At 64.1% G+C, this 12,513-nt stretch carries 17 protein-coding genes; 11 read left to right on the top strand and 6 right to left on the bottom strand.

The genetic code is table 11. The annotated features are described in order from the left end of the window. The first annotated feature begins 63 nt into the window (after positions 1-63). The 8 genes from DX905_RS06815 to DX905_RS15980 all read left to right on the top strand — a co-directional run bounded on the left by DX905_RS06815 (position 64) and on the right by DX905_RS15980 (position 4,063). On the top strand, positions 64-219 hold the full coding sequence (locus DX905_RS06815) for a DUF3309 family protein (RefSeq protein ID WP_116090677.1): 156 nt from the start codon (positions 64-66) through the stop codon (positions 217-219). 64 nt (positions 220-283) lie between these two features. Continuing rightward, positions 284-646, top strand: coding sequence for a hypothetical protein (locus DX905_RS06810; RefSeq protein WP_116090676.1), 363 nt, complete (start codon positions 284-286; stop codon positions 644-646). A 13-nt stretch (positions 647-659) separates the two neighbouring features. Beyond that, positions 660-1,406 (top strand): DUF72 domain-containing protein, encoded by a 747-nt coding sequence (locus DX905_RS06805; RefSeq protein WP_116092388.1) that lies wholly within the window; start codon positions 660-662, stop codon positions 1,404-1,406. Positions 1,407-1,470: 64 nt separating this feature from the next. Then, on the top strand, positions 1,471-1,848 hold the full coding sequence (locus tag DX905_RS06800) for a hypothetical protein (protein WP_116090675.1): 378 nt from the start codon (positions 1,471-1,473) through the stop codon (positions 1,846-1,848). Between the two features lie 18 nt (positions 1,849-1,866). Then, positions 1,867-2,832: an oxygen-dependent tRNA uridine(34) hydroxylase TrhO gene (gene trhO, locus DX905_RS06795; protein WP_240320758.1), complete on the top strand. Its 966-nt coding sequence runs from the start codon at positions 1,867-1,869 to the stop codon at positions 2,830-2,832. Then, on the top strand, positions 2,822-3,460 hold the full coding sequence (locus DX905_RS06790; protein WP_240320757.1) for a glutathione S-transferase: 639 nt from the start codon (positions 2,822-2,824) through the stop codon (positions 3,458-3,460). Before trhO ends, DX905_RS06790 begins: the two co-directional genes overlap by 11 nt. Next, a complete protein-coding gene (locus tag DX905_RS06785; RefSeq protein WP_116090672.1) occupies positions 3,457-3,903 on the top strand; it encodes an SEL1-like repeat protein in 447 nt (148 codons plus the stop codon). The genes DX905_RS06790 and DX905_RS06785 overlap by 4 nt, the downstream gene beginning before the upstream one ends. A gap of 13 nt (positions 3,904-3,916) precedes the next feature. Beyond that, entirely contained in the window at positions 3,917-4,063 is a 147-nt protein-coding gene (locus tag DX905_RS15980) for a hypothetical protein (protein ID WP_162875500.1), read from the top strand. Positions 4,064-4,185: 122 nt separating this feature from the next. On the opposite strand, the gene DX905_RS06780 is transcribed toward DX905_RS15980, so the two are convergent. The 6 genes from DX905_RS06780 to DX905_RS06755 form a co-directional block, all read right to left on the bottom strand. Then, entirely contained in the window at positions 4,186-4,860 is a 675-nt protein-coding gene (locus DX905_RS06780; RefSeq protein ID WP_116090671.1) for a spermine/spermidine synthase domain-containing protein, read from the bottom strand. A 27-nt stretch (positions 4,861-4,887) separates the two neighbouring features. Then, the gene (locus tag DX905_RS06775) at positions 4,888-5,244 is read right to left on the bottom strand and encodes a DUF6481 family protein (RefSeq protein ID WP_116090670.1); all 357 of its coding nucleotides are present in this window, start codon (positions 5,242-5,244) and stop codon (positions 4,888-4,890) included. Positions 5,245-5,362: 118 nt separating this feature from the next. Next, positions 5,363-6,985 carry a ShlB/FhaC/HecB family hemolysin secretion/activation protein gene (locus DX905_RS06770; RefSeq protein WP_116090669.1) on the bottom strand — a complete coding sequence of 541 codons (1,623 nt, stop codon included), beginning with the start codon at positions 6,983-6,985 and terminating at the stop codon, positions 5,363-5,365. A 7-nt stretch (positions 6,986-6,992) separates the two neighbouring features. After that, positions 6,993-7,571: a hypothetical protein gene (locus DX905_RS06765; protein ID WP_116090668.1), complete on the bottom strand. Its 579-nt coding sequence runs from the start codon at positions 7,569-7,571 to the stop codon at positions 6,993-6,995. 170 nt (positions 7,572-7,741) lie between these two features. After that, entirely contained in the window at positions 7,742-8,149 is a 408-nt protein-coding gene (locus DX905_RS06760; RefSeq protein WP_162875499.1) for a hypothetical protein, read from the bottom strand. Positions 8,150-8,513: 364 nt separating this feature from the next. Continuing rightward, complete coding sequence (locus DX905_RS06755; RefSeq protein ID WP_116090666.1) at positions 8,514-9,650, bottom strand: zinc-binding metallopeptidase family protein; 1,137 nt, start codon at positions 9,648-9,650, stop codon at positions 8,514-8,516. Positions 9,651-9,754: 104 nt separating this feature from the next. On the opposite strand from DX905_RS06755, the gene DX905_RS06750 reads away from it, so the two are divergent. From DX905_RS06750 to fabI, 3 genes are all read left to right on the top strand, one after another. Further along, positions 9,755-10,696, top strand: a complete 942-nt coding sequence (locus tag DX905_RS06750; protein ID WP_116090665.1) for a DnaJ C-terminal domain-containing protein — start codon at positions 9,755-9,757, stop codon at positions 10,694-10,696. A 126-nt stretch (positions 10,697-10,822) separates the two neighbouring features. Beyond that, entirely contained in the window at positions 10,823-11,650 is an 828-nt protein-coding gene (locus DX905_RS06745) for a YihY/virulence factor BrkB family protein (protein ID WP_240320756.1), read from the top strand. Further along, entirely contained in the window at positions 11,650-12,453 is an 804-nt protein-coding gene (gene fabI / locus DX905_RS06740) for an enoyl-ACP reductase FabI (RefSeq protein WP_116090663.1), read from the top strand. The genes DX905_RS06745 and fabI overlap by 1 nt, the downstream gene beginning before the upstream one ends. The last annotated feature ends 60 nt before the right edge of the window (positions 12,454-12,513 follow it).

Below are 12,513 nucleotides of genomic sequence, written 5' to 3'. Positions count from 1 at the left end.
GCCGGAACCGCCGTTCGCAAGGCTCGTTACGCTGCCGAACATGACAACATATGCGAGGCGCCCATGCTCGGTACGATCCTGATCATCCTTTTGATCTTGTTCCTGATCGGCGCCCTGCCGACCTGGGGCCACAGCCGCAATTGGGGTTATGCGCCGTCGGGTGGGCTGGGCCTGGTGCTGGTGATCGTCATCATCCTGGTTCTGCTCGGCAATATCTGAACATCGCCGGGGCAACCTCGCCCCTTCCCAGCGCGTTAATCCACTTTAGTCTGAAGGACTTTCCATGACCCATTCGCCACCGGTGCCGCCCGGCAACCAATCTCCCTATCCGCTCCGGGAGCCGCCGCATGAACATCATGCCGCGCCGCCGCCCGATGTTGCCGCCAAGCGGCCGCAGCAGGACGAGCCGTTGGTGAGCGGAGCGGCGCTCGGCATCGGTCTGGCCATCGGGCTCGGTTCGGCGGCTTTGTTCGCCGCCTGGTTCTTCTCCGGCGGAGACAGGCCCAAGCCGAAGGCGGCCCCGCGCAAACCACGCGCGAAGACCGGCGGCAACAGTGGCCGCTCGAAGAGCAGCGGCCGCGGTGCAGCGGGACGGACCCGCACCACGTCGACGCGCCGCCGCAAGACGACCAACGACAATAACTGACATGGGGTCGGCGATGCCAAGCGCATCGCCGGCCGCATGGTCCCCCGCGATCGTCGGCACGGCCGGCTGGACCATTCCGGTTGGCGACCGCGAGGCTTTTCCGGCGGAAGGAACGTCGCTCGAGCGCTATTCCGCGCGCCTGCATGGCGCGGAGATCAACTCTTCCTTCCATCGCCGGCATCGGCCGGCAACCTGGGCGAATTGGGCGCGGAGCGTGCCTGCCGGCTTCCGTTTCGCGGTGAAGCTGCCCAAGGAAATCAGCCACCAGCGTAAATTGGTCGATTGCGGGGAGATCCTTAAGGCCTTTCTCGACGAGACCGGAGCGCTCGGCGACAAGCTCGCCATCCTGCTGCTGCAATTGCCACCCAAATTGGCATTCGCGCCCGAGGTGGCGACGCCGTTCCTGACGATGCTCACCCGCAGCACGAATGCACGCATCGTGTGCGAGCCGCGCCACCCGAGCTGGTTCGAGCCGGAACCGGATGCGCTCCTGGACAGCCTGGGTATCGCCCGCGTCGCGGCCGATCCGGCGCCGATCGAGGCGGCTTCATTCCCGGGCGGCTGGCGCGGGCTGAGCTATTGGCGGCTGCATGGATCGCCGCACATGTATCGCTCGCCTTACGGACCGGAACGGCTGGCTCAATATGCCAATCTGCTGCAAGCGGAACGCGCCCAAGGGAGGCCGGTCTGGTGCATCTTCGACAATACGGCGTCGTCGGCCGCGATGGGCGACGCATTGATCTTGCGCGCCCAGTTGTAGCGCTGGCCCTCGTCTTGCGGCGCAGAAAGTGCCAAAGAGCGGGCCAATCACAGGAAGATACTTCATGCTGCGTCAGTTCATCTCGGCCGCGATCGCGCTAACCATTGCCGCACCGCTCGCCGCGCAAAGCGTCGATCAGGACGTGCGGTGCGCGGTCGCGAGCAACTTCTTCATGAAGCAGGAAAAGGATCCGGGTGGGCAGCAGCTCGCGAAATCGGCATCCTTTTACTATCTCGGCCGCCTCGACATGCGGCTGTCGGTCCCTCAGCTCAACGCCGCGTTGATGGCGCAGGGCCGGGCGATGAAGGCCGCCGACCTCGCGCCGACGATGACCGCCTGCGCCAATCGGCTCACCGCCAAGATCAAGTCCTTGCAGAATTCAGCGGCGCCGGCACCGGCACCCGCATCCAAGCCCAAGGCGCCCGCGCCGAAGGCCAAATAACGACATCCGGATCCTGTCGTGACTTTGAACGGGCATGATGCCCACGCCCGGGTGCGGATCGTGGCGCTTTACCATTTCACCCGTTTTTCGGACTGCCTCGCGTTGCAGGAGCCTTTGGCGCAATTGTGCCGTGCTGAAGGCGTGAAGGGCACTTTGCTGCTTGCGGCCGAGGGGATCAACGGCACCATTGCCGGTAGCGATGCGGCGATCGATCGGGTGCTGGGCCATATCCGCGCGCTGCCCGGCTGTGCCGAGCTTACGTTCAAGGAATCGCGCGCCGAAACCTTGCCGTTCCATCGCATGAAGGTGCGCATCAAGCGCGAGATCGTGACAATGGGCGAACCGGACATCGATCCTCTCGCTGATGCCGGCCACTATGTCGCGCCCGAAGACTGGAATGCATTGATCGACGCGCCCGGCACGATCCTCATCGACACGCGCAACGATTATGAGGTGGCGATCGGCAGCTTTGCCGGTGCGATCGATCCCCAGACGCGGACGTTTCGCGACTTCCCCGCCTGGTTTCGCGCCCATCGCGACGAGTTGCTGGGCGACGCGCCGCCTAAAGTGGCGATGTTCTGTACCGGCGGCATCCGGTGCGAGAAAGCGACCGCCTTTCTCAAGAGCGAAGGGGTCGACGAGGTCTATCATCTGCAGGGCGGAATCCTTAAATATCTTGAGACCGTGCGGCCGGAGGAGAGCCGCTGGGAAGGCGAATGCTTCGTGTTCGACCAGCGTGTCAGCGTCGTGCACGGGCTTGAGCCGGGAACGTGCGAATTGTGCCATGCCTGCCGCATGCCGGTCCGCCCCGAGGATCGGGCATCGCCGCTTTATCAAGCCGGCGTGAGCTGTCCGGCCTGTCATGCAGCGCGCACGGACGAGCAGCGCGCGGCCTATGCCGAGCGCGAACGCCAGACGCGATTGGCGGCAGCGCGCGGGCAGGCGCATGTCGGCGCGACCCACTCGCGCGCGCGTGGCGACTGATCCGATCCTCTACAGTTTCCGGCGTTGCCCGTTCGCGATCCGGGCGCGGATGGCGCTGATCGTCAGCGGGGTCGCCTGCGAAATCCGCGAGGTCTTATTGCGCGACAAGCCCTCCGCGCTGATCGAAGCGTCGGCCAAGGCGACGGTGCCGGTGCTCGTGCTGGCGGACGGCACGGTGATCGACCAAAGCCTCGACATTATGCGCTGGGCGCTCGGGCGGCACGATCCCGAAAGCTGGCTGGCTGGCGATGACGCGGCGTTGATCGCGGCCAATGACGGCCCTTTCAAATATCATCTCGATCGCGCCAAATATCCCGGGCGTTATCCCGAAAGTGGCGATCATCGTGCGCAGGCTTTGGCGATGCTCGAGCCGCTGGAAGCGCGGCTGAGCTCCGGCCCCTATTTATGCGGCGCGACCCGCTCGCTCACCGACGCCGCCTTATTTCCGTTCGTCCGGCAGTTCGCCGAGATCGACCGCACATGGTTTGACGCGCTGCCCCTGCCACAGCTTCAGCGCTGGCTGGCCGCGCATCTCGCCTCGGATCTGTTCGTAGCGGCAATGGTGCGACTGACGCCGTGGCGGCCGGGAGATGTGCCGGTCCTGTTTTGGGCGGGGATGCCGCGATGAAGGCGCCGATGGACGAAGAGAAGGCATGGCAGCTTTATGCGCGTGCCATCGACATCCTCGATGGGTTGAAACCGGGCTTTGGTCTGCCGATCCTGCGACACCTCGCGCTCCGCCGATTCAGCGTGGCGATGACCGTGCTCGCCGACCGGTCCGCGGGAGAGGACGGAAACGAACTGGGGCTGGCGTCGCGCGTCGGCAGTGCCGCCTGGATGTATCGACGCGCCTATCGGATGGGCCATGCGCGGGCTGCGTACAATCTGGCGATCAGCCATTTCAACGGCAACGACCTGCAAGGATACCGCCATTGGCTTTTCCGCGCGGCAAAGGCCGGCGACGAAAGGGCGCAGATCGAGTTACAACATTTCCAGACGCGGATGGAGCATGGCGCCGCACGCAAAATCGGACGCCATCGCCCGTGGCAAAAGCTGGACGAATTCCTCTGACAAGGATGCTGACATGGCCGACGACACGATCATCCAGACGCCTGACGGGCCAATGACCTGGGCGGAATGGAAAAAGAAGAATCCGGTTCAGCTGCCGTCACGCCGGACGAAGGGCAAGGATCTACCCAACAAGATCAAGCGGCGAACGGACGAAGCCTGATCGACTAACCCGTTCCAGGACACCGTCATTGCGAGCCTAGCGAGGCAATCCACTTCTTCTATTGGGCTGAATGGCCACGCGCGTTCCGCGCCTCGCGATGACGTAGCTCTCGGAATGAAGCTTCAGCCGGCCTTTTTCGCCAGCCACACGATGTGGCGCGCGCCGCGGCCGGCATTGGTACGCACGACCTGTTCCTCGACCTCGAACCCTGCATTTACGAGCCGCTGCGCGAAGATGGCATGTGGCGCCACCGACCAGACGGCCAGCACGCCGCCCGGCTGCAAGGCGGCCAACGCCGTGCGCACGCCGCTGCGGTTATAGAGGCGATCGTTGGAGTTGAGCGTCAGGCCGTCAGGGCCATTGTCGACATCAAGCAGGATCGCGTCATATTGGCCGGCCGCCTGACCGATCAATGTGCCGACGTCGGCGATGCGGACATCGACGCGCGGATCGTCGAGGCTGCTGCCGAATAGCTCTGCCAGTGGGCCGCGTGCCCATTCGATCACGGCGGGGACGACCTCTGCGACGACCACCACCGCATCGGGGCCAATCGCGTTCAGCGCCGCCCGCAACGTAAAGCCCATGCCGAGTCCGCCGATCAGCACACGCGCGCTTTTTCCGCCCGACATTCGCGCCGCCGCCAGCGTCGCCAGTGCTTCTTCCGAGCCTTTGACGCGACTGTTCATCAGCTCGTTGCTGCCGAGCATGATCGAATATTCGCTGCCGCGCTGCATCAGCCGCAACGTGCCGCCACCTCCGGGAAGCTCGGCGGTGTCGATCAGGGTCCGAATGAGCATGTCAGCGCCCGCCGCGCAGGTGCGCGATCAGGATTTGCGCGCCTTGCGCGCGGCATAGCGGGCGTCGCGCTCGGCCTTCTTCTCGGCCTCGGTCTTCTTGGGCACCGCGCTGGCGGCGATCCTGGCCGCTTCGGCTTCGGCGGCGGCTTGTGCTTCTGCGGCCGCCTTGGCGCGGCGTTCGGCCTTGGCCTGTTCTTCGGCTTCGCGCTTCAGGCGACGCCGTTCGGCTTCAGCAGCCTCGCGCGCTTCAGCCGCGGCACGCCGCTGCGCCAGTTCAGCCTCATCGACCGGCGGTTTGGCCCGCAATTTCTCCAGCGCCTTCATCTTGGCGTCGCGAGCGAGCGTGGCACGTTCCTGAAAACCGGGGTCTTTAAAGGGAGGCATAGGTGTAGAGAATCCTTGGTCTGGTCTAGCGATATGGGGTGGAAGCCGTGGCTCTAGCAGATATTGATGCCGCCGGGCAGCCGCTTCGGCTCCCCCTTAGAAGGGCACGCGCCCGATCTCAAATGATCGTGCGCAGCGACAGGATCACCCGCCATTTCTTGCGGTCTTCGTAGAAAACCGGATTGTTGAAGCCACGTGCCGCTTCGATCTGAAATATCGCGCGATTGAGTACCGCAATGCGTGCGCCGCCGCCCCACGAGCCGAGGCGGCTCTCGCTGGAGGCGAAGCCGTTGCGGCTGCGATATCGCACCCGCCCGCCATCGACGAACAGGTACGTCTCGCTCCCGTTGAGCCCGGGCGGCAGCTTGGTGGGATGGAGCGCCAGCTCGGCCGATCCTGCATAGCCGGTGTCGCCGGAGATCAAGGCCGTCTCGTAAGCGCGGCCGAACTCGTCGCCGCCGAGCGTGAACTGCTCCGTCGAGGGCAGCCTGTCATGGGTGAATTGGGCCGATCCATTGAGCCTCAATACCATGATCTTGCCCACCAGCTGATTATCGGCGAGGCGCAAGTTCGTCTTGCGGAAGCCCAAATCCGACACGGTGGGGTCGAGCACGCGCGCTCCGAACGCATCCAGCCCGAAGCTTTGCGTCGCGCTCGCGGTCAACTGGTTGGTGTCGCTGCTGAGCGTGAAGGAAGCGGCGAACCGCATTGCGCGCGTGCGTTCGTTGGAAAATGTAAAGCCCAGGAAGGCATTGTCGCTGTTCACACCGTCAATGCCGGCGCTCACGACCAGATTGGTGTTGAAGCTGCGGATCGCCGCGTAGCTGATCTGGCCGCCGGCGCTGGTGGCGCTGCCCTTGAGCGGCAGATCGCGCGGCCGCGTGCGCAACTTACCGGCATTGACCTGCAGCGTCAGCCCGTCGGCGTTCAGCGGCACCGCATAGGCGATACTGGCGGATTGATAATAAGGTGCGCGGATCGGCCGGGCATAGCTTAGCCGCAGTTGATCGCCGCCGAACAGCAGCGAATTGGCGAAACCGTCGATCTGCCCCTGGGTCTTGCCCAGCAAAGCCGTACCCCGATCGTTCAGGCCGAAGGCCACCTGGAACGGCCGGGGTTTGGCGACGACCACCAATTTGACCGCGCCGGGGCGACCGCCGCGTTCGAAATCGACCACCGGGTTGAGGCCGGGTACGTCGCGGATCAGCGAAACATAGCGCTGCAGGCTGTGCTTGCGCAGCGGCTTTTCCTGCATAAGCGGCGCGATATAGCGTCCGACGAGGCGGCGCATCTTGCTGCCTGCGCCGCGTACCACCGCGCTTTCGACATAGCCTTCGACCGCGCTTAGCCGGAGCACGCCCCCTGCGTAACTTTGCTGGGGGGCAAGCACGGTATAAAGCGCCACGTCGGAGCGGCCGTAAATCTGGCCCAGCGCGTCGACGATCGCCTGGATCTGGGTCGCGTCGACGGTTGTGCCGAGGAAGCGGGAATAAGCGGGGGTGAGATCGGCGGCGGGCAGCGTCGAGCCCTCGATGATAACATCATTCAGCGTGAAGGCGCGGATCGGCGCGGCGGCACGCTGTCGGGGAAGCTGGGCGACGGCGCGCCCGCGGCCGGGGCGCGCGGCGGGCCGTTGATCGGCACGGTCGGGGGGCACGATCGCATTGCGTGCCGCACTTTGTGCGACCGCTGTTGCGGGCAGGAGCGACGCGGCGATGGCAAGAGCAAGCGAAAGCCGCATCGGCGCCCTATTGAGGGTGACGGCCGAGCGCCGCCGCAAGCGTCGCCAGAAGTGGATTGTTGGAGGCAGCAGCCGGCGGTGCGGCTGGCGGTGTGGCCGAACCCAGTACCGCGCCCACCGTGGTAAGCGACTGATTGACGGCCGCTACGGTGGGAGCAGCAGGCGGGGCGAAAGGGGCGACGGGAGCGGTAACGCTTGCGACAGGGGAGGTGATCGCAAGCGCGGGCGCCGCCGGGACCGGTGCGACAGACGACAGAGCCGGGTTTGTGCTGATTGAGGGCACTGGGGAAAGCGGCACGACCGCGCTCAAATTGAGTTGCCCCGCAACGTCGGCATTGACCGCTGCCTGACCGGGAATCGCGGCAACGGAGACCATCGCGGGGCCCGCCGCGGCGGCCGCGGAGACCGGGTTTATGGCGGATACCGGGAGCAAGGCGTTACCGCCAAGCAGGTCGTAGCCGGCGATGCCATGATCGGGATCGCTCTGCTCCGCCAACGCCTGCGCCGTCCCATCCTGTTGCGCGGCAATCTCATAGGCGCCGTCATCGGTAAGGACGAAGCTTAGCGGCGCCTGTGAAAGGGACATGCTGGAGCCGGTCGCGCAGCCGGATAGAAGGGCTGCTATGGCGAGCAACGGAGCCGAACGGAACGCATGCGGCGGCATCGTCCATCCGCCCCTTGCGGATGGCAAGGCGGGTGTGAACAGCCGTCGGAAAAGGCTTTGGGGCCTTCCGACGGCTAACACTTGCATGGCTATCAACGCGGCAGATTGCCAGTGGCGGCTGTGGGAGCGCTGTTCAGCACCGGCTGCTGGGTCGGATTGCGGACCGATACGCTGTTGGGGCTGCGCGTGCCGCCGGCGCCATCGACGCCGAGGATGCGGGCATTATTGGCGACGCTGACCGAGCCCTTCGATCCGAAATGGTCGACCTTGCCCGATCCCACACCGACGCCGACTGCGGGGCGGCCATTGGCGGGCTGCGCATCGACCACCGACGCACCCTGCTGAGTGCCCGTGCCGGCTGCAACGCCGACCAAGTTCTGATTCGAGCGGACGGTTACGGCATTATTGGTCGCGGCCAGTTGAGCCTGGGCTGCGCCCGCGATGCCGGCGCTAACCAGGCAGCCAAGGGCAAGCAACTGAAAGGAACGCTTACTACGCATGACAGGTCTCCTAAAGACTAGGATACGTTAACCGTCCCTCGTCTCGCCACGTTCCGCTTGTGGGGAAGAAGAAATATCCGTTTTGAACATATTCCGAAGAAAATTAGCGTTTCGAGATTGCATGCCCGCACAAGATTCGTGATATGGCTCAATAAGATAGAGGCTGACACGCGCTTTCGCTGCATCGCGAAGCACGACCGCGATGTACGCAGATCGGGAGCCTGAATATCGGCACAATATCTTGTCGCGCGCGCAGTTGCCGGGCCGTCAGGCGCCGTAACGACCAGTTAAGACATCCCAGCTTAAGTAACGCTATCCGCTATTGCCCCACATGCCGATGGCGCGCGCGGCACGTCGTCTCGGATCAGGCGGCCTCGCGTTCGGCCCGTTCGCGCTGTTCGCGCAGTGCGGGCACTTTGGCGGCGATGTCGCCATCGCCGGCGCGATGCAGCAGCCGATTGATGTAATCGAGCTTGGCGACGATCTTCTCGGACAGTTGGAACGGGTAGAGATCGGGCTGCCCCATGCTGCGGTTGACCGCATTTTCGGCGAAGGCGAAGGGACCCCATTCCTGGATAAGCTGCCCGATATCGGCATGGTAGGGGTCGAAATCGACCGAGGGCTCTTCCTCCTGCCACTTCCATTTGGTCATGCGCATGCCGAAGCCATCGAGCGTCGCCAGCGCATCGACGATGTGCATCAGGTGCGCGAAGGTTTCGGCGAAATCCTCCCAAGGATGCATGGTCGCGTAGGCCGAAACATAATCGCCCGACCAGCCGCCGCCGCCCTCGCCATAATGCTGGCTCTTGGCATCCTCATAGCTGATCCGCTCGTCGCCGAAGAGCTTGCGGAAATTCTCGACCTCGTTTGTGTCTTCGATCAGGCGCGAGAAATAATAATGGCCGACCTCGTGGCGGAAGTGGCCGAGGATGGTGCGGTAAGGCTCGCCGAGGCTGGTCCGCATCTTCTCGCGCTGGACGTCGTCCGCCTCGAGCAGGTTGAGCGTTATGACGCCGGCCTCATGCCCGGTGGTGATCTGGACAGTGCCGGTCTGCTCGCCGACCGGATCGTAGAGGAAGTCGAACGCCAGGCCCGGGCTGGTGCCGTTGGCCTCCGCTTCCGCCACCGTCTCGATCGGCAATTTGAGGTGGAGCAGGGTGTGGAACAGGCGGCGCTTGGCCGCCTCGATCTTGGCCCAGCGCTCCGGAACGTTCGGCCCCGTCAGATCGGGGATCGTACGATTATGGCGGCACGCCAGACATAAAGGCTGATTGCCGATAGCCGGCACGAGCCAGTTGCAGATCTTATAATTGTTATTGTTCGCGCAGACGATGACATCATGTTCGCCACCGTCGGCGTCGCGCCAAATGGTCGCGCCGTCGCCGAGGAACAGGAACTGGTCGCTCTCAGGATCATAGCCGAGGGTGAAGCTACAATTGGGGCAAACCCGCACCTCGAAATGGTTCGGTCGCGCGCAATTTGGGCATGGATAAGGCTTCATGTGACTTCCCGGAGGTTCCCGCTGTTGCGCGCCTAACGCGCCAACCTTGTCGCGGTGCCGTTTTTTCCCTTGTCGAACGGTGCATCACTCCGCACATCGTGCGCATGGCGGATCTCTACACGACTTTGGGCGTCGCGCGTGGCGCGGACGAGGGCACGATCAAGAAGGCCTATCGCAAGCTCGCCAAGGAGCTGCACCCCGACAAGAATAAGGATAATCCCAAGGCGACCGCGCGCTTTTCGGAAGTGACGCGTGCCTATGACCTGCTGTCCGACAAGGACAAGCGCGCCCAATATGATCGTGGAGAAATCGACGAGCAGGGCAACCCCAAGGCACCGTTCGGCTATGGCAGCCCGGGCGGAGGCGCCGGCGGTTTCCGCCCCAGCCGGGGCGGTGCGCCCGGCGGCTTTGAATTCGGCGATGCGGCAGCGGCCGATTTCGGGGACATTTTCGAAGGCATTTTCGGGTCGCGCCGCCAATCGACGGGTCCGTCCGGCTTCGGCGCGCGCCCGCGTCCGCAACGGGGCGCCGACATCGCTTACCGGCTGGCGGTGGATTTCGACGATGCCGCCGCGCTCAAGCCGCAGCGGATTACCTTGTCGTCGGGTAAGACGATCGACCTCAAGATCACGGCCGAGGCGGTGTCGGGAAAGCCGATGCGGCTGGCCGGCCAGGGCGAGCAGGGGGCCGGCGGGCCGGGCGACGCCACCGTCACGATCGAGGTGAAGCCGCACCGCTTCTTCACGCGCGATGGCGACGATGTCCGGCTCGATCTGCCGATCCGGCTCGACGAGGCGGTGCTCGGCGCGCGCATCCGCCTGCCCACCGTCGAGGGGGCCGTGATGATGTCGATTCCTGCCGGCTCAAACTCGGGCAAGGTGCTGCGCCTGAAAGGCCGGGGCTTCCATCGCGGCAATGGCACGCGCGGCGATCAGCTCGTCACCTTGATGGTCGACCTGCCAGCCGACGATGAAGCGCTGAAACAATTCGTCGAAAGCTGGGACGGCGACAAGCAACGCAACCCGCGAGCGACCTTGGGCGTATAGCTGCGCACCGCGCCCAGGAGCCCCGTTATTCAGGAAGTCTCACCCGAATCGCCCGAGCGGCGTTGGGATCATGAAGATGTCGATCGGCGTCACTCGCGTGCGTTCAACATCGTCAAGCGTATTGCCGTGGGTGTCTATTCGGACGGCTTCATCCATGCCGGCAACCTCGCTTACCTCGCATTGATGTCGCTATTCCCGTTCTTCATCGTGCTGGCCGCTTTGGCCCATGGCCTGGGCCACGGCTATGACACCGAGAATGCGGTCTACAGTTTCCTGCGCACGCTGCCGGCCTCGGTCCGCGGCATATTGAGCCAGCCGATCGAGGATGTGCTCAAGCAGCGGACCGGGCTATTATTGTGGGCGGGCGCATTGGTGGGTTTGTGGACTACCGGCAGTTTCATCGAAACGATTCGTGACATATTGCGCCGCGCTTATGGCATGCGCTTCTCCAAGCCATTCTGGCATTATCGGCTGTGGTCGGTCGGGCTGATCGTCGGGGCGGTGGTAATGATGCTGGCGGCCTTCACCGCGCAATTGCTGCTGACGGGCATCGCCAATTTCCTCGACCGGCTGGTCCCGGGGTCGGACGACATCATCGGCTGGATCGGGTGGAGCCGGCTGGCCCCGCTGGCGGCCTTGTTCGTCGCGCTCTACCTTGTCTTCTATTCGCTCACCCCGAGCAAATATCGCTGGAGCAAATGCCCAAAATGGCCGGGGGCGGCCTTCACCACCTTATGGTGGGCGGCGACCAGCGCGATCCTGCCGCCGTTGTTGGCTTTGCTCGGCGGCTATGGCCGAACCTATGGCAGCCTGGCGGGCTTTGTCGTCGCCTTATTCTTTTTCTGGCTCGTCGGCTTCGGGCTGGTGATCGGTGCCCACTTGAACGCAGCACTGGCGTCCACCCCGCACCACAGCGTAAGGGACCGGCACCAAGCAGCATCGACGGAGGAATGATGGCCGGGCTGATGGAAGGAAAGCGCGGGCTCATCATGGGGCTCGCCAACGACAAATCATTAGCCTGGGGGATCGCCAAGGCATTGAGCGCGCAGGGTGCCGAGCTGGCGTTCAGCTATCAGGGCGCGATGATGGAAAAAAGGGTGCGTCCGCTCGCCCAGCAATTGGGGGTGCCGCACCTTGTCGATTGCGACGTGTCCGACGCCGACAATCTCGAGCGGGCCTTTGCCGAGCTGGCGGAGTTGTGGCCGACGATCGACTTCCTCGTCCACGCGATCGGCTTTTCCGACAAGAATGAGCTGCGCGGCCTGTATGTCGACACCAGCCTCGACAATTTCCTGATGACGATGAACATCTCGGCTTATTCGATGGTCGCGGTGACGCGGCATGCGCGCCGGATGATGCCCAATGGCGGCTCGATCCTGACGCTGACCTATTATGGCGCCGAGAAGGTGGTGCCGCACTATAACGTCATGGGGGTCGCCAAGGCGGCGCTGGAGACCAGCGTGAAATATCTCGCGATGGACCTGGGGCCGGAGAATATTCGCGTCAACGCCATCTCGGCCGGACCGATCAAGACGCTCGCGGCGAGCGGCATCGGCGATTTCCGCTACATTTTGAAGTGGAACGAACTCAACAGCCCGCTGCGTCGCAACGTCACGATCGAGGAGGTCGGCGGCGCGGGATTATATCTGCTGTCGGATCTGTCGAGCGGCGTGACGGGCGAAATCCACCATGTCGATGCTGGGTACAACGTGATCGGCATGAAGGCTGAGGACGCGCCGGATATTGCTTTGGCATGATCCCCCCTCTCCCCTCGGGGGAGAGGGTACCTGTCGCGTAGCGGCAGGGGGGAGAGGGTG

Source organism: Sphingomonas crusticola, from assembly GCF_003391115.1.
GTDB classification, from domain to species: Bacteria; Pseudomonadota; Alphaproteobacteria; order Sphingomonadales; family Sphingomonadaceae; genus Sphingomonas_I; species Sphingomonas_I crusticola.
This window is presented reverse-complemented; position numbering and strand designations above follow the sequence as displayed.

What these genes read in the sequence shown, in the direction of transcription:
- DX905_RS06815 (WP_116090677.1), top strand. Translation starts at nt 64, where the DNA reads ATGCTCGGTACGATCCTGATCATCCTTTTGATCTTGTTCCTGATCGGC.
- DX905_RS06810 (WP_116090676.1), top strand. Translation starts at nt 284, where the DNA reads ATGACCCATTCGCCACCGGTGCCGCCCGGCAACCAATCTCCCTATCCG.
- DX905_RS06805 (WP_116092388.1), top strand. Translation starts at nt 660, where the DNA reads ATGCCAAGCGCATCGCCGGCCGCATGGTCCCCCGCGATCGTCGGCACG.
- DX905_RS06800 (WP_116090675.1), top strand. Translation starts at nt 1,471, where the DNA reads ATGCTGCGTCAGTTCATCTCGGCCGCGATCGCGCTAACCATTGCCGCA.
- DX905_RS06785 (WP_116090672.1), top strand. Translation starts at nt 3,457, where the DNA reads ATGAAGGCGCCGATGGACGAAGAGAAGGCATGGCAGCTTTATGCGCGT.
- DX905_RS15980 (WP_162875500.1), top strand. Translation starts at nt 3,917, where the DNA reads ATGGCCGACGACACGATCATCCAGACGCCTGACGGGCCAATGACCTGG.
- DX905_RS06780 (WP_116090671.1), bottom strand. Translation starts at nt 4,860, where the DNA reads ATGCTCATTCGGACCCTGATCGACACCGCCGAGCTTCCCGGAGGTGGC.
- DX905_RS06775 (WP_116090670.1), bottom strand. Translation starts at nt 5,244, where the DNA reads ATGCCTCCCTTTAAAGACCCCGGTTTTCAGGAACGTGCCACGCTCGCT.
- DX905_RS06770 (WP_116090669.1), bottom strand. Translation starts at nt 6,985, where the DNA reads ATGCGGCTTTCGCTTGCTCTTGCCATCGCCGCGTCGCTCCTGCCCGCA.
- DX905_RS06765 (WP_116090668.1), bottom strand. Translation starts at nt 7,571, where the DNA reads ATGTCCCTTTCACAGGCGCCGCTAAGCTTCGTCCTTACCGATGACGGC.
- DX905_RS06760 (WP_162875499.1), bottom strand. Translation starts at nt 8,149, where the DNA reads ATGCGTAGTAAGCGTTCCTTTCAGTTGCTTGCCCTTGGCTGCCTGGTT.
- DX905_RS06755 (WP_116090666.1), bottom strand. Translation starts at nt 9,650, where the DNA reads ATGAAGCCTTATCCATGCCCAAATTGCGCGCGACCGAACCATTTCGAG.
- DX905_RS06750 (WP_116090665.1), top strand. Translation starts at nt 9,755, where the DNA reads ATGGCGGATCTCTACACGACTTTGGGCGTCGCGCGTGGCGCGGACGAG.
- fabI (WP_116090663.1), top strand. Translation starts at nt 11,650, where the DNA reads ATGGCCGGGCTGATGGAAGGAAAGCGCGGGCTCATCATGGGGCTCGCC.